The 18,163-nt window shown below is 57.2% G+C and carries 20 protein-coding genes and 1 pseudogene; 3 read left to right on the top strand and 18 right to left on the bottom strand.

Annotation, left to right across the window (positions count from 1 at the left end):
• From RHM58_RS15125 to RHM58_RS15090, 8 genes are all read right to left on the bottom strand, one after another.
• Positions 1–213: a tail protein X gene (locus RHM58_RS15125; protein WP_322270686.1), complete on the bottom strand. Its 213-nt coding sequence runs from the start codon at positions 211–213 to the stop codon at positions 1–3.
• Complete coding sequence (locus tag RHM58_RS15120; RefSeq protein WP_322270685.1) at positions 206–589, bottom strand: phage tail protein; 384 nt, start codon at positions 587–589, stop codon at positions 206–208. The genes RHM58_RS15125 and RHM58_RS15120 overlap by 8 nt, the downstream gene beginning before the upstream one ends.
• Positions 589–2,739, bottom strand: a complete 2,151-nt coding sequence (locus RHM58_RS15115; protein ID WP_322270684.1) for a phage tail tape measure protein — start codon at positions 2,737–2,739, stop codon at positions 589–591. The genes RHM58_RS15120 and RHM58_RS15115 overlap by 1 nt, the downstream gene beginning before the upstream one ends.
• Before the next feature lie 128 nt (positions 2,740–2,867).
• Complete coding sequence (locus tag RHM58_RS15110; protein ID WP_322270683.1) at positions 2,868–3,449, bottom strand: phage tail assembly protein; 582 nt, start codon at positions 3,447–3,449, stop codon at positions 2,868–2,870.
• A gap of 207 nt (positions 3,450–3,656) precedes the next feature.
• Positions 3,657–4,163 (bottom strand): phage major tail tube protein, encoded by a 507-nt coding sequence (locus tag RHM58_RS15105; RefSeq protein ID WP_322270682.1) that lies wholly within the window; start codon positions 4,161–4,163, stop codon positions 3,657–3,659.
• Positions 4,163–5,329 carry a phage tail protein gene (locus tag RHM58_RS15100; RefSeq protein WP_322270681.1) on the bottom strand — a complete coding sequence of 389 codons (1,167 nt, stop codon included), beginning with the start codon at positions 5,327–5,329 and terminating at the stop codon, positions 4,163–4,165. The genes RHM58_RS15105 and RHM58_RS15100 overlap by 1 nt, the downstream gene beginning before the upstream one ends.
• Position 5,330: 1 nt before the next feature.
• A complete protein-coding gene (locus RHM58_RS15095) occupies positions 5,331–5,516 on the bottom strand; it encodes a hypothetical protein (RefSeq protein WP_322270680.1) in 186 nt (61 codons plus the stop codon).
• Between the two features lie 96 nt (positions 5,517–5,612).
• The gene (locus tag RHM58_RS15090) at positions 5,613–6,035 is read right to left on the bottom strand and encodes a phage tail protein (protein ID WP_322270679.1); all 423 of its coding nucleotides are present in this window, start codon (positions 6,033–6,035) and stop codon (positions 5,613–5,615) included.
• Between the two features lie 366 nt (positions 6,036–6,401).
• Between RHM58_RS15090 and RHM58_RS15085 the strand changes: the two genes are divergently transcribed.
• Entirely contained in the window at positions 6,402–7,547 is a 1,146-nt protein-coding gene (locus tag RHM58_RS15085; RefSeq protein WP_322270678.1) for an acyltransferase family protein, read from the top strand.
• A 109-nt stretch (positions 7,548–7,656) separates the two neighbouring features.
• On the opposite strand, the gene RHM58_RS15080 is transcribed toward RHM58_RS15085, so the two are convergent.
• The 10 genes and pseudogenes from RHM58_RS15080 to RHM58_RS15035 form a co-directional block, all read right to left on the bottom strand.
• On the bottom strand, positions 7,657–8,088 hold the full coding sequence (locus tag RHM58_RS15080; RefSeq protein ID WP_322270677.1) for a phage tail protein: 432 nt from the start codon (positions 8,086–8,088) through the stop codon (positions 7,657–7,659).
• Positions 8,085–9,050 carry a hypothetical protein gene (locus tag RHM58_RS15075; RefSeq protein ID WP_322270676.1) on the bottom strand — a complete coding sequence of 322 codons (966 nt, stop codon included), beginning with the start codon at positions 9,048–9,050 and terminating at the stop codon, positions 8,085–8,087. The genes RHM58_RS15080 and RHM58_RS15075 overlap by 4 nt, the downstream gene beginning before the upstream one ends.
• 191 nt (positions 9,051–9,241) lie before the next feature.
• Positions 9,242–10,039, bottom strand: a pseudogene (locus tag RHM58_RS15070) (phage tail protein); the annotation flags it as partial.
• Positions 10,040–10,675: a phage tail protein I gene (locus RHM58_RS15065; RefSeq protein ID WP_322270675.1), complete on the bottom strand. Its 636-nt coding sequence runs from the start codon at positions 10,673–10,675 to the stop codon at positions 10,040–10,042. It abuts the pseudogene before it with no gap.
• Positions 10,672–11,667: a baseplate J/gp47 family protein gene (locus RHM58_RS15060; protein WP_322270674.1), complete on the bottom strand. Its 996-nt coding sequence runs from the start codon at positions 11,665–11,667 to the stop codon at positions 10,672–10,674. Before RHM58_RS15060 ends, RHM58_RS15065 begins: the two co-directional genes overlap by 4 nt.
• Entirely contained in the window at positions 11,664–11,996 is a 333-nt protein-coding gene (locus RHM58_RS15055) for a phage baseplate protein (RefSeq protein WP_322270673.1), read from the bottom strand. Before RHM58_RS15055 ends, RHM58_RS15060 begins: the two co-directional genes overlap by 4 nt.
• Before the next feature lie 11 nt (positions 11,997–12,007).
• Complete coding sequence (locus RHM58_RS15050; RefSeq protein ID WP_322270672.1) at positions 12,008–12,619, bottom strand: phage baseplate assembly protein V; 612 nt, start codon at positions 12,617–12,619, stop codon at positions 12,008–12,010.
• 2 nt (positions 12,620–12,621) lie between these two features.
• Positions 12,622–13,134 (bottom strand): hypothetical protein, encoded by a 513-nt coding sequence (locus RHM58_RS15045; protein ID WP_322270671.1) that lies wholly within the window; start codon positions 13,132–13,134, stop codon positions 12,622–12,624.
• 23 nt (positions 13,135–13,157) lie between these two features.
• Positions 13,158–13,499: a phage holin family protein gene (locus RHM58_RS15040; RefSeq protein WP_201195483.1), complete on the bottom strand. Its 342-nt coding sequence runs from the start codon at positions 13,497–13,499 to the stop codon at positions 13,158–13,160.
• A 521-nt stretch (positions 13,500–14,020) separates the two neighbouring features.
• Complete coding sequence (locus RHM58_RS15035; protein ID WP_201201119.1) at positions 14,021–14,755, bottom strand: LexA family transcriptional regulator; 735 nt, start codon at positions 14,753–14,755, stop codon at positions 14,021–14,023.
• A gap of 747 nt (positions 14,756–15,502) precedes the next feature.
• Here RHM58_RS15035 and RHM58_RS15030 point away from each other — a divergent pair.
• On the top strand, positions 15,503–16,063 hold the full coding sequence (locus RHM58_RS15030) for a fasciclin domain-containing protein (protein WP_322270670.1): 561 nt from the start codon (positions 15,503–15,505) through the stop codon (positions 16,061–16,063).
• Between the two features lie 885 nt (positions 16,064–16,948).
• Positions 16,949–18,154, top strand: a complete 1,206-nt coding sequence (locus tag RHM58_RS15025) for an S-type pyocin domain-containing protein (RefSeq protein ID WP_322270669.1) — start codon at positions 16,949–16,951, stop codon at positions 18,152–18,154.
• Positions 18,155–18,163 lie beyond the last annotated feature (9 nt).

Below are 18,163 nucleotides of genomic sequence, written 5' to 3'. Positions count from 1 at the left end.
TTAATCCCAAGCCATTACCGGCGTTTTCGCTGCGGGTCTGGATTCAAGTTCCGGCAACACCACCCAGACACCCGCGGGCAGTACCGGGCCTTGCTCGGCCAGTGTGGGGTTGAGGCGCCACAGCGCCTCTTCGGCCGCGTCGTCACAACGCTCGATTTCGCGGTAGAGCAACAGATTCACCGAGTCACCGGTGATGGTTCGTACCTTACGCATTGACGTATTCCCCCAAGGTAATCGACCAACTGATCAACATCGCCGTGCCGTCATCGATCACATCGCTTTGGGTTTCCGTCACATCGTCGACCCGCCACAAACCCCAGTTGCGACCAATGCCATCAACCAACGGCAGCGGTACGCGCAGCGCTTGTAAGGCGCGTAACTCATCGAGCCGGTCCATGGCCACCGCATACATCGCCTTGCCTGTGATCGTCATGGTTTGCAGGCCTTGACCGGTCTGGCTGGACTTGGGCTTGCTGGTCAAAATATCCACCTTCACCCAGCCACCGTCCGACTTGCGCACCAGACCGCCGTAGGCGAAGTTGCTCGACAAGCCAAAAATGAACGTGCCGAGTGCCATTTGCTGCCTCATCAAGCCACCCCATCGGTCAGGGCCGTGTCACGTCGCACGGCGAGTTGATTGGTCGTTGTTATCATTCCGAACTGGTTGGAAATGTGTTGCACCACCAGGTTGGCCAGTTCAGTGGTATTGGGTGAGTCCTGGGCGTTGATGTAGATGTTGGCGTTAACCGTGTTTTGCTGATTGTTCGTCTGGGCGTTGGTCAGGTCTTTGCTGACCTGGTCCGGTGACAAGAGGCGATCAGCCCCGGTGTAAATAGACTCACCCAGCGCTTCACCGCCCTTGCTGCCGAAGTAGGAACCGACCAGGCCACCCACCAAGGCACCCACTGCAGTGCCCAGGACTGGAACGGGAATGAAGCTGCCAATCAACGCGCCGGTAGCAGCGCCGGCATAACCTCCGGCCGCTCCGCCAATGCCCGATCCGACAGCTCCGGCAGCGGCTTTGTAATCGCCGGCCATCAGTGCCTTGACCCCGTTATAACCCGCATTGGCCAGCGCCAGAGGCCCACCTAACCGGCCTGTGAAAGTCTTGGCCCTCGTCATGCTGGTGACCAGTCGGTTACGTACCGTAGGACGCGGAGATTTGGTCTCAGCGGCCCCGGGTTGTTTCGGGTTACCACCCTTTTCTTGCGTACCGTCGTTGGCTTTTTTCTTGTCCTGAGCACCGCCCTCATCACCTCCCGGCGGCTGAATGGCAGCGTCCGGTTTGAAAAGCTCTGTGGCGGTGGTGGACACAACCGACGCCAGCTTGTTCAGGATGGGCCCGCGCAACGGAGTCGAGGCCGCAACACCGAGCAAGGTCAATGCAGCCGTGACTTTCGGCAAGGTTTCAACCACAGAACTCACGCCGCTGACCACCATGTCGGCGCTGAGCATCGCGAGGTCAGTAAATGGCGCCACTGCGGTTTCGACCGCAGTATCAAGTCGGGTCAAACTCGCATCCAGCGCATTCCAGCGCCCTTGCGAGGTGTTCCCTCGGGCTTCGGCAGTTTGCGCCATCGAACCCTTGTTACCGTCACCCTTGTCGGCCGCTACCGCCAAAGCCGTCTTCAGATCCTGGGGCGACTTCAGCAATTTGCCGATGCCCTCGTCGCCCTCAAACAGCGTCTTGATCAACGAAGTCTGTTGCTCGGCCGGCTTGCTCTTCAGGGCCGCCAGCACATCGCTGATCGCCCCCGGTGCGTCCGTGCGAATTCTGCTGGAGAGGTCTTCCGGTTTGATATCAAGTTGCGTCCAGGCGGCTCGCTGCTCTGGCGTGGCCTTGTCACCCTTGCCGAGCGCAGTGCCGAAGTTTTTCAACGAGGCGCCGGCTTCTTCCTTGCCCAAGGAAGCGCTGAGCAGGGCCGCTGCGATGGCCGCCGCTTGCTCGGGCGCGATGCCGGCGGCCAAACCTGGCTCGCCGCCGCGCAATACGACCGAACCAATATCTGCCGCTGACGCTTTCAAATCGAGAGTGGCACCGAGGCGGTTAGCCGCATCGCCCAAGTCGAGACTTTTCGCTCGATCAAGGTGCAACGAAGTGCGCCAGCCAGTCATGAGCGCGCCGGCTTCCTTGATATCGATCTTGTACGCCGAGGCCATGACGGCGCTGTCGCGTGCGAGATCCGTCAGCGTCTGCTTTCGGTCCTGCGGTTGGACGTCCTTGAGGACCCGAGAATCAACCGCCGCCTGTTGCACCTGCAACAGTTGCACCGCTGTTGCGCCGCTGGGGGCGGTGCGTTTTTCACCCGCTATCTTCTGGGTGTCATTGGCCAGCTCCTGAAGCGGATCAGGGGCCAGCTGCAATTTCTGATTCAGGTCGACGAGGGCCGACTGCACCGCCATTGCAGCCTTCAATTCCTCTGGCGGCGCACGCTGGTCAACTTCAGCCTTGAGCTTTGACTTTGCCTCACTGGCTGGTGCCGGCGCCGATGCATTCGCCTTGAGCAACGACTGCTGCGACGACAGTGCTCCGTTCAACGACGCCAGGATTTCACGGAGCTTGCCTTGCTCCACCACCAACAGGCGGATATCGAGGCTGGCCGTGGTCAGTGCCTGGTTCAGCCCCGACAACGGGTCCTCGAAACCGACAAGCCCCGGCGTTTCAGATGCGCTGCCGAGTTGCGGCAGCTCGATGCGATTGATGTCCGCACCGTGCAGCGAATAGTCACTCTCTGCCATCGCGCTCTACTCCTGTTTCACGCCAAGGCGAGTGATCGCGATGTCGTAGCGGCGTAATGCCTTGCCGGCGTCCCATTCCAGAATTTCCGCTTCACTTACCGGGTAAATGAGCGGGACGACATCGAGGATTACTTCGATGTCGCGCTCCGAAAGAAGTCCGCCGGTTTGTTTAAAAAATCGTCGATGCGTACCTGAAGCTGTGTCCAGTCGGGCACGGTCAGCAGGTCCAGATCGGGCAGCATCAGCCCGGTGCAATGGGCGGTGATGAACTCGGCGCGTTCCTTGGCGGTTTTCAGTTTCTTCATCGCTTTGGTGGCGCGCAGTACCGGCATTTCCAGGGTCAGCGAGGTTGTGCTGCGGCCCGCTGCGTTGAGTGGTTGCAGCAGTTGCACTTGATCGGGGTCTGCCGATGGGTCGCCTTGCTCGTCCTGCTCCAGAAAGTACGAAGCCGGACGGGTCGACATCTCGTGCACGTACTGGGCGATGCTCACGTAGTCCGGGCGTTTGAGTTGGTCGAGTTCCTTGACCGACAGGCCGGTGGCCAATTTCGCCAGTTCGAAGAACTGATCGTCCTCATCATCGCCGGCACGGACCAGGGCCTCTTTCTGCGCGGCGTAAAACAAGGGTTTAAGCTGAATCTGTTCGATCTGCGACTGGTTGTCGGCGGTGATCGGCGACAGCAAGACGTGAACAGGAGGCGTCCAGGACATGAATGAATTCCTTGGTGGGTCGTGGGGAGGTGTTGCGCAAATGCCTACCGATTAACGCAGATTTCAAGGCTTGTGAGCCTCCCCTGTGGGAGCGGGCTTGCTCGCGAAAGCGATGATTCAGTCAACATTGATGTTGAAGCTGATGGCCTCTTCGCGAGCAAGCCCGCTCCCACAGGGATCGCGTTTAACTGGTGGATGTTGCGGGGCTTATGGCAGCAGCACCGCGCGGCGGGCATCACCCAGGATGTCGACGCCATTAAGCATGAACTTCTGGGTGCGCACGTCGATGTCGATCACCGGGATGCCGTTTTCGAGGCGGTTGTAGGTGCGGCAGGAGAGTTCAAGCGTGGTGATCGGCTTTTCGCCCATCTTCAGCGCCGTTTCGGCCAAGGACTTCAGCTTGCCGCCGACGGTGTGGTAAGTGAACCAGGTATTGCCGTCCTGATCCTGACCGGCCTCGCGCACGTTCAGCAGAATGTCGTCACCCAGTTTCACACCCAAAGCCAGCATGATTTCCGGCCCCATGCCTTGCAGGGCCAAAGTGGCCCCGAGCACGACGCCGTTCTTGGCCATTTCTTCGCCGATAAAGCGTCCGCCCGTCATCGATTCCATTCCGAACTCGATCTTAGGTGGTGTGAAACTTTCCACAGTCGCCGACAACGGCAAGCCTTGCAGGGTGGCCGCGATGGCCTGTCTTACGCGGTTAGTAAACATTAGAGAACATCCTCCAGGAACTGCTCGATGATTTCATCGCGGGCGTTGAGTTGGTAAACCATGTGTTCGTTCGGCGCGTAGCGGCCGTAGTCGATGACGATGAACCAGGTGCCGTTTTTGTACTTCTCGACACTGTTCAATTCCGGGTGCAGGTAAACGCTGCCGCCGGGGATGGTTTCGTCGGCGACCAGGGTTTGCAGCCAGTCGTTGATGCGCTTGACCTCCTGATCCATGAAGGACTTGGTCAGGTTCTTGGCCATGGCTTTCTGGCCGGCTTTCACCAGCTTGCGGCTGATGGCATCTTCCAGGCCGACGTAGCTGATGAACTTGCCGGTGATGGAACGGTTACCCAACAGCGAGAAGCCGCCGAGGACGGTCCGGGCGTAGTAGCTGATGCCGTAGCGGTTGAGCAGATCGCCTTCGGTGGAAGTGTCGAGGATGTTGTATTCCACGACCCGCGAAACGTCCTCGGCGTAGGTCACCTGGTTGCCCGGGCTCTCCCACTGCTTGACCTTGGCCAGCGCAGCGATGGCCAGGCTCGACGGCGCCAGGAACACGTTTTTCTTCGCCGCTTTGGAGTAAACGGCCGGCATGTTGTGCACCAGCAGGCAGCGGTCGAAACCGAGGTCATCGCCGCCCAGATCCTTGCTGTACGTCACTTGATCAGCGACCGCGGCGTCCTTGCCGTCGAGCACAACGCGCGCCTTGATGCGCTTGCCGAAGGAGGCGAATTCACTGGCCACTGCCTTGGTGCCGGTGAAGCCCGGTGCACCGATGATGGTCAGGTCTTCCGGCACACCGCTCAGCGCGGCCAGGCCCAGTTTGCGGCCGGTCACCGGCTCGACGCCGCCGATCACGTTGTTCGCGGTGTCCGCCGGGGTCGTGCCCTCTTCGACGATAACCACGTAAACCGGGACCTTCACCACTTTCAGGATCTGGTACACCGCTTGGTACAGCGTGCCCGACTCGGCGCCGGTCGGATCGAGCAGCCCCTGAGTGGTGAAGCTGTTGATGCGGAACGGCGAATTGCGCGGGATCAGCAGATCGGCTTTCGGCGCGGTGCCGACCAGGCCAATGACGTTGTCGCCCAGGCCACCCATGGCCTCGGGGGATTCAGTGGCATTGACGGTGATGCCGTTGTGCTCGAAGTTCAAAACCTCAGCCATGTTATTCAGCCTTCTTGGCAACGGCCTGTTCGGCCGGGGTGGATGTAGATTTCAGCGCCAGGCGACCGGCGCTGAGCAATGCGTTGGCTTCGACATCGAGCAGGTCGAGTTCCTGGCCCGCGGTCGACCAGTGACCACGCCCGACAGGGAACGGGACGAGGACGGTGTAGGTTTGGCGTTCTGCCATTTGGTTTTCTCCAGAGACGAAAAAGCCCCTTTTTTGAGGAAGGGGCTGTTGGGTGTTGATTAGCGGATAAGAAAACGCCCCGACGGTGCGGGGCGTTTATTGAGGTAGGGTTGCGAGCCATTCCGGCGCTGGCGGCCGATGTTCGCTCAGGGGCAACTCGCCGCCTACCGGCCAGATACGAAGCACACGGCGATACGTCTGCAACTCGATGTATTGCGCCGGGGTCAGCAACGTGGGCCAACGTTCCACCTCATCACGGTAACGGGACACAGCACTATCAGTGGCTGCAAGCTGCATGTTTCGCCATGCGCGTTCAATCGCCTCCAGTTCGGCTGCAGATGGCGGCGGCGGATCGATCAGCACCGGATAGCCTTCATCATTCCCGACAATCATCTTGCCGCTAGACTGTCCGTCCAATAACTCAAGCCAATACTCACGCGAGATTTCAACCACATCGCTTGGCATCGTTGTATGAAAGGAGGGATCGTAAAAACCGGCTGTGGATTTTGAATAAAACATAGGTGCTTCCTTATTTAATAGCCAGCGACTCTATAGCCACCCACCTGGGCGGACATCGTGTGTTGACTGATTGCAGAATCAAAGATTTTGACCCGACAGGGCTCGTAAGTAATAGCCGCAGGGTTGGCTCTCCCGGCCCAGCCCTGACTGAGTTTCTGTGCAACAAGCTACTGCCCGTACAGCCAGGCGCCGAGGGACGCATCGCGCTAGTAAGGTGTCAGGCTTATGTGAGGATGCAGCCGCGCCGATGGCCGGCGGGGTATGTGATCGCGTGACTCGACCGCTCAGCTGATCGGCCTGGCAATCGGTCGCAAGATACAATCGTGATAGTATTTTAAAAATTTAAATCGACAGGGCATGTCACTAATGAGTACAAAACAGATTGGGGGGCTAACAGCCCTCCGGTTTTTTGCTGCATTTTCAATTATTGTTCACCACACCAAGGGAAGCTTTTTTCCACCGAATTTCTTGTGGGACATTCCAACTGACGCAGGCGTAATGTTTTTCTTTGTTCTGTCGGGTTTTATCCTCTCTCATGTTTATTCAAAGAAAGGAATTGATGGAGGTGTTGCAAGATTCTATTTTGCGCGGTTTGCCAGGATGTGGCCTGCGCATGCATTTTGCACGTTAATACTTTTGCTCTGTCTCCCCTATCAGCGTGTATTGCTGGAGTCAGCCAGTAACGTTTATATTTTTGTTTTGAACTTGATGATGCTTCACGCTGCCGTTCCGATCCCGGACGTGTATTTCTCTTTCAATAGCGTCTCTTGGAGTATTTCCACAGAAATATTCTTCTACATGGCATTCCCGCTTTTGCTGCTGTGGTTTTCGAGCAAGCCCGTGCTCAAGCTATGTGCTGCCATTGCGCTCGGCGGATTGTTTGCCTACTCGATAGACGCTGCAGGTATTGCTTACTACTCACCTGACAAGCTGGATCAGATTTCCGCTCATGGACTTGTTTACATCAGCCCTTTAGGGCGTATACAGGAATTCATGCTGGGCATTGTCTGTCAGCGTGTTCTATCCAGGATTGATTTTGGCTGGCTGAAAAAGGGGCCAGCAACAGCTATCGAAATTATTTCTATAGCGGCCATTGTTTTTATAGCTCCGCCACTCGGCATTTACCCTTCGTTTTATTTGGGACCTGCCCATAACGCATTAGCCGAGGTTATACGCCACTCTTCGATAGCGATCCTTTTTGCTGCGGTAATCTCTAGCTTCTACTTGGATAAAGGCATGGTATCGCGGGCACTTTCCTGGCGCCCAATGGTGTTTTTAGGCGAAATAAGCTTTTCCATTTACTTGATTCATTCGATCGTCATCCGCGTAACCATCGAACAGAAGTTCCTCGAATCCTATGACCCCTATGTCAAGTTTGCATTTGTGACAATCACGTCCATTATCTGTGCAGCGTTTATCTGGAAGTTCGTAGAGAAACCATGCCAGCGCGGACTCATGCGTGCATATGATGCTGTTCGGCCAAGGCTCAAGACTACTGAGTCGGCTCAGTGAGTGATGAGGGATCAGCCTGATCTAGAAGGGCTCACCGAAAGGTGGGCCCTTTTTTTGTCTGTTGGGCCTTGATCAGTGGATAAGAGAACGCCCCGGCGGTGCGGGGCGTTTATTGGGGGAGGGTTGAGAGCCATTCCGGCGCTAGTGGCCGATGTTGGAGCAAGGGGAATTCGCCAGATTCTGGCCAGTTACGCAGCAAGCGGCGATACGCTTGCAACTCGGTGTATTGGGTCGGAGTCAGCGTTTTTGGCGAACCTTCCTCCACCTCGTCTCGGTGACGAGTTACAACGCCGTCGGTTACCGTCAACTGTACCGAACGCCAATAACGCTCAACTTCCGCCAGTTCTTCAAGTGATTGCGCGGGAGCGTCCATCAGTACAGGCAAACCCTCCGGCCCACAGACCAAACGCTTGCCGTGACTCACTTGCGCAAGAAGCGCATCACGCTCTTCGGCATCGAACTCACGGGCGTCTTCGGGAATGAAAGAACACACTTGGTCATCGTAGAAGTAGCCAGTATCTGGGCTATAAAAAACCGTCATGATTTACCCCTCACTCTCCAGAAAAATGACGCGTTAGCACTGTATAAGTTGCGTACTGTAATGCTTCCTAGCGTGCTGTTTCTCGCCTGAAATACCGGAGCGATGCCTACTGGCTGGCTACTGGAAAAGTCTGCAAACGTCAGTTGAATATCGGTCGGGACCACTGACATAGCGACAGATAGAGGAATAACCGTATCCGAACCTGATGGCGCAGAAATATAGATACCCCATTGTTCAATGTCGCCGGTCGGTAACTTTTGGTAGCCATTGGTTCCTAGCTGTGCTCCGAACATCGGCGAATATTTCAACGCGCCGTCACCGCTATCTAACGTCCAGCCGCCACCGGCGATAAGACGTCGGCAGACTGCGAAGGTTTGGGCGGGAAAAACAAGCAAACCCGTCACACCGTTGGCGGTGGTAAGGGTATTGCCGACACTTGCCTTGGGCCTTAGCGTAAACCCGGCGTTACTGACAATCGTAACCAGCGCCCCAACGGGAACCGTCGCCGCGTCGGGCAGCGTCACAATCCCCGGGCCATCCATTACCGTGAGCTGCCCCACACTGGTCGCCGTTAAAATCGTGTCGCCGGTATAGTAGGTTTGCCCGGCATAGCTGCCCAGTGCCCGCTGCACAAACTCCGTGGTTGCGAATGTCTTCGTGTTGTCGAACTGAGGCGCTGTTGTCCAGTTTGCGCCAGACATCAGTGGTGAATATTTGAGCGCTGCGTCTCCACCATCAAAGCTCCAGCCATTGCCGCCGAGCAGACGACGGAATACCCCGATGCTGCCCAGCGGGATATTAAATGGGCCGGGGTTTGTGGCCAGGTTCGCGAGGGTGTCCGACCCGCCGGCCTTCACCGTTACTGATCCAGAGATTGAGCTACCAATAATGACAAGTCCGCCGGGAGCCACCGTTGCTGCGATAGGCAGAGTGACCACCGACAACTGCGCAAAGTTACTCAAGCGCCCGACGTCCGCAACAGTCAGTACGACGTCCCCCGGATAGTTGGTTTGACCGGAGTAACTACCGATAGCGCGCTGTACGAACTCGGTCGTCGCGAGCAACTTGCTGCTATCGAACTGAAGCGCGGTCGGGGCAGTTGGCCCCCCAGCAGCGTCGGCGAGTTGAGCGGCGCAAAACCTTGCGTCACGTTCTGGAACGTCAGCGCCGTGGTACCCAGGACAATCGCCCCATCAGTGACCAGTTGCCAGCGAGTGTCGGCCTGCGTCGCCCCCTGCTCTACGGAGACGGCCAAGGCCGACGTCACCTCTGCGCTTATGTCCGCGTCTATCGCCCGAACCCAGGCCGCAACCGCCGCAACATAGATGCCGTTATCTTTCGCCGCCGTCTGGTTTTTAACGAGAACGCGATCACCTGCAACAACAGCCACGCCATCAATTGTTTGAGGCCCGACCAACGTGATGTTGGCGGTAGTTGCTACCCGCACCGATTGCTTACTGTCAAGTTTGGCGAGTTCGTCAGCGACATAGGAAGCTACCCACGCACGGGTCGCTTTAACCACGGTGTCGTCAATCAACAACGTCACCAACGCCGCATTACTGGTCTCAAAAATCGAGCGAATGTAAAACTCTTTCCCCGACCCCGACGTCGCCAATACCGGTTTAAACGACTCCGGATATTTAACGATGGCGTACAAAATCCCGGTATCCGTCCAGAGCCCGGCCTCACGCACATACCAGCCGCCAACATCCGGCGGAATAGTCACTTCAGCGAGCAACCAGCTCGGGTTTTTCTCATCCTGGAACAGTGCATTGAGTGGCCCGCGCCATACTTCGCGCTTGAGCGCAGTGTCAGTCGCCGCTGGGTTGTAAACCGCACCGCCGCCGTCACCAACAGAAATCTGTGACAACTTGATTGGCTGCCCCGCCGCTTTACAGGCAGTTTCGTAGGCAATCCCCGCGTTGGTAAGCAGGGTGTAATAGTCGGCCATTTAGGACCCCTGAGGATAAATAGTGGAAGTTTCGACGGCGTAGAGCCCGGCGGCCATGAAGACCTGGCCCGAGGCTTCAAGCCCTTCGATGACAATCGGGTACACCGTGGTCAGCTCGCCGCACACGGTGGCGGCGCCGATGACGTGACTACCGAAGGCGCTCAGGCCCACGGACACGGTCAAGGTGTCGCGTTCGCTTTTAGCGTCGGCCAAGCGCCGGTCAAGACGCGCATCGATGTCTTCGCTGTAAGGCTGTTCGGTGAAGGCCCTGACGGAAAAACTGTAAGGCTGGCCGGGCGGTGTTTGCTCGTACCAGGCGCTCACTTCGGGTTGCAGCTGCAAGCCTTTGGCGGCGTTTTCCAGAGCCTTTCGAGTGCCGGCTTGCCGTGCGGTGGGCCAGGCGAGTTCGACCGTCAAACGCTTTTCCGACTCGGGCGCTTCGCTGCTCCACTCGCTGACCCCGCGATCCGCACCGAGGTACGGCAGGAATGCAGAAGGCGTCACGGCGGGACTCATCAACTCCGGAAACGGCGGATCGATGCGATCAAGCAAGCGACCGAAACCAAGATCAAGCGCCCTTTCCAGCGACGAACTGTTGGCCGGCAACAGGCTTGGACGAGGTGTGTCGTCACTCATAACGTATCCACCTCGACCTCGACGCCCGTGCAATACGGGGCCTGGAAAGCCGTCGTCACAATCGGCGCCAGCGGCTCAAGGATTTGCAGTTGAACCGCGCCGGCGCTGTGCAGCGTGTAGTCGATCCAACTCGGGTCGACCCGCCCTTCCAGCCGATGACAAGCATCCGCATACGCCTGCAACTGCTGTTGCGCGGCGACCTTGGTCAGACCCGAATCCGGGCCGGCGTTAATCTTCGCCACCACGCGGATTTTGTAGTTCTTGATTTGCGCGCCCTGCACGGTGACGTGGTCGGTTTCCGGGCATACATCCGGTCGGGCAAAGTGCTGGCGAACACCGTCGAGCAACGCTGCGGTCGGGGTGCCATCGCCCTCGCGGGCCAGCACGGTAACCATCACTTCGCCGGGGCCGGTGCGACGCCCATTGCCATCCTTGACCTGTGCCGCAAAGCCGTCCGGATCAAAGGTGTAAGTGACCGTCACCACGCCGGCAGTCGCCGCTTCCACCTTTACCGCCGGCCGTTCGCCGAGGGTAAAAACCTCCCGGCGATACTGCATCCGTGAACCGGCTGCCGGTGCATGCGGCGCCAGGTAATAACGCAACCGGGCGTCGTCGTCGCTTTCGTAAACCGGTGGGATGGATGGGAACGCCGCCGGGTCGCCCGGGTCCAGCAACTGACGCTCAAGACCCATGTCCGCCAAGCGAGCATCGAGGTTGCTGCCCGTCGCCCACCACGCCAGCATCTGCTTGATGCGGGCGTTGTATTTGCGTTCGTGGGTTTGTAGCCGCACACAAAACGCTTCGAGCGCCAAGGTCAGCAACTCGCTTTCGTTTTCCAGGCTGACCACAAGCTTTGCCGCGCTCTCGGGAGAGCGGGCGCCGACGTATTCAACGACGAAGGTCTTGAACTCTGCGAGCAGATCTTCAAACGCCTCGACGGTGACAATCGAAGGTTCGGCCAATTGATTCTGGCCAGGTATCAACATACTCATGCCACCACCTCAAAGGTTTGTTGGCGGTTTTTCCAGGTGCCGGCGAAACGCAACAACAAACCAGCGCCGTGCCGACTGGCCACAATGACTTGCGGCTCGAAATCGTCGATGCCGTTGTACTTGTTGTAAAACGCTTGGGCGGCGTGGCTTTGCGCAAGAATCAACAGATCGTCGCCGAGGTTTTGCCCCAGCAACTCAGTGAGTTGGCAGCCATACAAAGGACGCTTCTGACGAGTGCCCAAAGGCGTCGTCAGCGCCCGGGTCGCGCGCTGCACAAACTGCAGCCAGTCGTCGACCGTGACTCCGGTGTCTCTATCGATTCCGATCATGGGAAAACTCTTTATGCCGGACTGATGACGCGGCCCTGGTGATCCACCACCGGGCCGCTCAGGTGCACACCGGACGCGTCGATTAGCAAGCCGACCGCGCCCAGTTGCAAGGTGATCGCCTGGGGGGTCATCGCTAGTCGGGCCGGGCCGATGCTCAGCTCGAGCGACTCGCGTGATCCCGTGAATGTTGCCGGGCCGTTCTTCCAGTGCAGGACGTGGCTGGCATCGTCGTAGCCGCTTTCGGTGCCGTCCTGATAGAGGCGACGCGTCAGCGAAGCCTGTGTCGAGACCGGCGGAAATTGACCGCCGTTAAGGCCGAACAGTGCGACCGACTGCCCGCCGCCCTCGCCGCCGCCATGATTCAGCAACAGGCATTGCTCGCCCACGGAAGGAATCCGCGACTCGCTTTGGGCCCCGGCGCTGGGGTTGAAAAACCGGATCGCCGGGGAGAGCAACTCACCATGGCTGACCTTGCAGGTGTTGCTGGCCGCGTCGACCTCCTGGCACACGCCGATGCGACAAAAGCTGTCGGCGCGCCGATACAGGTCTTCAAGCTCGGTTTCCATCTGCGCCAGTCGTTCGATGATCGGGCCCAATTGCATACGTAGTAGCGCATCAAACATGGCTAGCCCTCGAGTGCGGTGTATTGATCCGGGTCGTCGATGTTCGACACCTCCCAGGTGCGGGCAAATTTCGGGATGCCGGTCGGGTCCTCCAGCAGCAGCGGCCCGAGGTACAGCGTCTGGGTGAATGAAACAGTCCAGGCGTTGTATTGCCGTGTATCGCGGATGAATGTGGATGCGATGCCATCGATGTTCATCGGCAGGTCGCATTGATCACCCGGCAGCTTCCAGCGGTTGTCGGTGACCAGGTTTTTCAACTCGCTCGCAAGGTCGCAAGCAGCCAGTCCTGAAGCGGGCAGCACGGCTTGTAGCGAAACCGTCAGGACATGGGCGATGCGTCCACTATTGGCGCGCTCGCCCGGCGCATCGTGTTCGATCGTGATCAGAACCCAGGTCGGATCGCCGGTGCTGTCGAAGTCTTGAGGACTGCCGACCTTCACGCTGGGGATGGCGACGCGCAACGCTTCGGCAATAGCGGAAACAAGCTGCGAAGGTTTTTCGATGACAACGGGCATTAGTGGCCTCCTGTGCCGCCGTTTTATTGTTGATCCGGACGCGGCGGGACGTCACAGACGCCGATGCGCTTTGCAGCCCAGCGTTCGTAAAGTCCGATGGCCACATCCGCTCCAGCCATCGCCGTAAGACAGCCAAACGCACACGCGGTCCAGATCGACACGCCAGCGGCGTACAGCAACATGATTGCCGAGACCCCGCAGATCACACAGGCCCCGGAGCGCAACGCCAGGCGCCGCAACAGCGCCCAGCCTCGGGCGCCTTCCTTGTCGGCGCGCCACATTTCGCCGGATACCCCGCCCACCAGGGCGAGGACGATGACCAGCCAGATCGGCATGTCCGCTAACGCTTGTTGCTCGTTTGTCATGTCACGCCTCCTGGGGTGATTGATGAGTGGTATGTATTGGATTCAAACGCTGTCTCTTGAGGTAGGCATTCCAAAAAGCCCGGCGCTGGGCCGGGCTTTTCAGTAATGCGGTCCTTCGCCTTCCTTTAATCCTGTGTACAAAAAGGAAGCTGACTTTTCGGCGCTACTGGCGCGGTACGAGTCCATTCAAATTGTTTTTCCGACCGCGGTCCCTGCCCGCCGGATAACTGCTTCTGGTGCTTTACGCTGCACACCCGGGTCAGTTGCCAACCCTCTGAACCGTTGAGGCCGGTTCATCGCTGCCTTTGTGGTGGAACTAAAGAGCTTCGTTTCGAGCCGCTTTGTTGAGCGGCTTGGGACACAGAATATGCATTGATGCATATACAGTCAATGCGTAAATGCATTTATTTATGCACATAAAATGCACAAGCGCATGGAAGCCCCAAAAACAAAGGCGCTGGTGGTTTTATGCAGGCGAAAAAAACCCGCCGAGGGGCGGGTTTTAGCGGACAGCTATGAGGTTAGCGGGCGTACATGCCCCACCAGAAGACGTGACCGAGGATGACAATCTGCTCTTCCTGGATTTCCTGGAAGGTGTAGTCCTCATCCGGATGCTCATCGCGATTGAAGCTGCGCAGACGGATACCGGTCGGCAGACGATAGAGCTGTTTCACCCGCAACTGACCGTTATGGTTGATGGCGTACAAGTCGCCATCGACGATGTCGCCAATCCCGCATTTACCGGCGTTCACGCCGACGGTGGCGCCATCGCGCAGCACCGGCAACATGCTGTTGCCGCGCACTGTCACGCATTTGGCCTGGTCGAACTGCACGCCGTTGTGACGCAGACTGCGCTTGCCGAAGCGCAAGCTAGAGCGCTCGCTTTCTTCGATGACGAATCTTCCTGATCCTGCAGCCAATTCAACCTCGCGAAGAAAGGGGACCGACACCTCGTCATCATCGACAGGGGTATCGTCGTCCCACAAGCTTATGTCCTTGAGTTCGGAATGTAGTTGATCGCGCGCAGCAGCGGCGGCCGGCGCGACATCCGCGCGCCCGCGCAACTGATCGGTGCTCACAGAGAAGTACTCGGCAATCTTCGAGATATGTTTATCCGAAGGATCGACGATCTTCCCACTGAGAATCCGCGAGAGAGTGGATTGAGGCACGCCGGTGCGACGGTGAAGCTCCGTGGGGGAGATCCCGTGCTGATCGAGCAGTGCTCTTAAGACAGTAGAAACGTTGCGTTTTTGCATAACGCGAATAGTGCTTGATCTTTTTCCGGAAAACAAATGCAGAATTGCATATAGAGCGCATAAAACGTAAATAAAAGCAGAATAAGTCACAGGCCTTTCATGCCTGCGTCCGGCGGACCGCTCATGTTAACCTTGCGCCCATCGCGGAAAAGCCGGGCCGATGCCCCTCCTTTGCCCTACACCTTTCAACGAGTTTTCCTGATTTCCGATGAATAAAGCTATCTCCGATCTGTCCTCGCACACGCCGATTGTGCTGGAGTATTTCGGTCGTTAAGCCCCAACCCCATGTGTTTATTGAGGCTCAGCGTATATCACCACTGCATGCACGAACGCTTGATTGGCATTGAATGGCATGAATTGGCGTACGGTTTGCCCCATTTTTGCCCCACCCTCGCCAGCCCACCTCCTTGGTTCACGGTCCTGCCAGGAAATCCTAACGATAGGTAAACCAAATCCTTCTGACAGGCAGCATTCGGCCCAGGCTGTGTAAAAACGTTTTAGAGCAGGTATTACGGTCAGAACCAGAGCGAAAATCGCGTTCCTACGCAAATTTCAGGTCTGCCGGCTAGCCAAGCGCTGACAGATTTTACGTAGCAACGCAGACTTCCAAATGGTATCTGCCTTTTTACACACTCTGGGCCGAAAGCGGCCTTCAGTTTATTTTCGCTGGGGTGCATCCAGTTCGCCGTTTTCTACGTATATCCATCACCCCTCATTCGAAGGGTCGAAGAATCAAGGAGACGCATCATGCATACGTTCATCAAACGCATTGCTATCGCCTGCTTCACCCTCTTTTGCATTAGCACTGGACTTAGCTTCGCTGCCGATACCGTGATGGTTGGCGGCGCTGCCATGTATCCAAGCAAAACCATCGTAGAAAACGCCGTCAACTCTAAAGACCATACGACACTTGTCGCAGCGGTCAAAGCCGCCGGCCTGGTCGATACGCTCAACAGCAAGGGGCCGTTCACAGTCTTCGCCCCAACCAATGAGGCTTTCGCCAAATTGCCTGCTGGCACAGTCGACACGCTGGTCAAGCCGGACCACAAAGCCGACCTCACCAAGATCCTCACCTATCATGTGGTGGCCGGCACTCATACTGCTAAGCAACTGATGGATGATGCCAAAATGCATGGCGGTAAAGTCATGCTGACAACCGTTCAAGGTGAGTCACTGACGGTCTGGCTGCGCGATGGCAAGTTATGGGTGGAGGACGCCAAAGGCGGTAAGGCTGCCATTACCATCGCCGATGTCATGCAGTCCAACGGAGTCATACACGTCATCGACACAGTTTTGATACCGAAGTAGGTAACGTGGACTCTCGGACTATTGAGAGTGGCTTCGTTTTATATTGAAGGACACTGGTCTTGCTCAGCTATCCTTGAAACAGCAAGACCAGCACTCTCCGAGGAAAGATTATGCGGGCTATTTCAACTGCTGATATCGCCTACGGCACCCAAATACTATGCATATTCTGTGCATTGGGCTTGGGGATGATTTGGGGGCTTGGCTTAGAAGGAAGTTACGGACTTTACGCACTTGTACTAGGAGCCATTTTCGTAACAGCAACTTTGTGCGGGAGATATCTAGAACAGGGTAAAAAGCCCCTTTCGTAGACCTCAGTCGAGCCTTTCAGCATTGTGGCCGGTTCCCAAGCTCCGCCTTGGCCGAATGATGCTCACCAGCAGCTTCCCAAGCTGATAACGAGGGTTCGAATCCCTTCACCCGCTCCACTGTTTTCAAGGCCTCCAGCCTTACCCGCTTCAACTAGGTGTCTGTTCAGGTGTCTGTTTCTGTTTTTCCAAGACTCCGAACGAATCGAAACAGACACCAGCGCTTCGAGGAGACTCCCCTCTCCGCAACAAACCTGAACTTCGGCCAGCCGCATCAGAACAGCCACCCAAAATTGAGTGCTGCCAGGTCTTTCCCCCTTCGCCAATCCCCCTGCCCGACCCGGGCTGGCAATTGCAATCAGCCGGAAGCCAACTTTCGGAAGGATGGCAGCGGGTGCGCAAAATGCCACCATTCAAACCCACATACTAGTGCGGTTACCATCCTCCCCCTGCAATGACATGGAACAGAGAAATCAGCACTGCTACTAGGAATTGTCCTACAGCCAGTGCGCGAGCTTCCCGGTAACGTCATTCTGTCCCAGCATCAGGCCGGGAATTCCCAAGGACGAAAGGAAGCTGCATGTCTGGCTACATACCAAAACCAGCTTTGCCCAATGCGACTAGCACCAACAACGGCGTAGAGCCTGTTGATATCAATGCCCAGCGTTGGGCTGAATACAAAGACCTTGCACCGAAGCCTGAAGACAAGCCCGACACTATGGGCTGTGTGTTCGCCAAGAGCTGCAACCTTCCTGACGGTGTAATCAATCACAAGAACCCAGCCGGATTTGTGCCTGTTGAGAAGCTGGCCGACTACGGACTGTGGGCAGTGCTGGCCACCGGGGCCGCAATTACCGCCGAAGGCACCCCACTGCAACTGGTGGGCGGGTCTGCTACGGGCAGTGCAATTGCTCAACGGCTTGGCGGATCGCTGTCACTGGGCCTGCTGAAAGGATCAGGTGTTGTTGGCGCTGGCTTTGTAATGGGCACGGTTGGGATGCTGATACCGAACACCAGCATTTCACCTGACAGCGCCTTCTACACGAACGACCAGTACGCAACGCTTGAAACTGGCCGCACCCGTGTACGTGTCAACGTGAAGACTTTGCCGGACGGCTCCGTCAACGCATACGGTTTCTACACGGGCGGTAAAGCAGAATGGGAAAATGTCCCCGTCATCGAGGGCAAGAAAGATGGCGATAAATTCGTTGCTGACATCGGCAATGGGATTGGGCTCACCTGGACGCCAGCGGCAAGCCCTGACGGTGTACTGGGTATTCCCGCACTGGAAGGCGCTCCACAGTTGCCACCGGTGTGGGTCTACCCGCCCACAGCACAATCTGACACGGTGTTGGCGAATCCTGCGCATCCCCCTGAGTTCCAAGATGCAATTATTTGGTTCCCTGATTCGGGCATTGAGCCGATCTACATAGTTCTCAGCACGCAGTTGGAGAACAACAAGAAGCAGGGTAAGGCCTTTGAAGACGACTCTTACGGCGAGTACAGCAAAACCAAGCCCGAAGCCGTCCGTGAGGTTACGGTTAAAACCGACAGCGGTGTTAAGACCCGGATTGATATGATGGGCCGGGACACTGACGGCGAGATTTCATGCGTTGAATGCAAGTCATCTGAAACCGCGCCACTGACCAAGAATCAGAAGGCCGCCTTCCCTGAAATTGAGAAAACTGGTGCAACCATCGTAGGTAAAGGGAAACCCGGTTTCCCCGGCGGCACCAAGATACCGCCCACCAGAATCGAAATCCTTCGACCTGGTCCACCCCTCTGAGGGAGCAGA

The organism is Pseudomonas sp. 10S4, from assembly GCF_034344865.1.
In the GTDB taxonomy this organism is placed as follows: Bacteria; Pseudomonadota; Gammaproteobacteria; order Pseudomonadales; family Pseudomonadaceae; genus Aquipseudomonas.
Note: the sequence above shows the minus strand (reverse complement) of the source record. Positions and strands in the feature narration are given on the sequence as shown.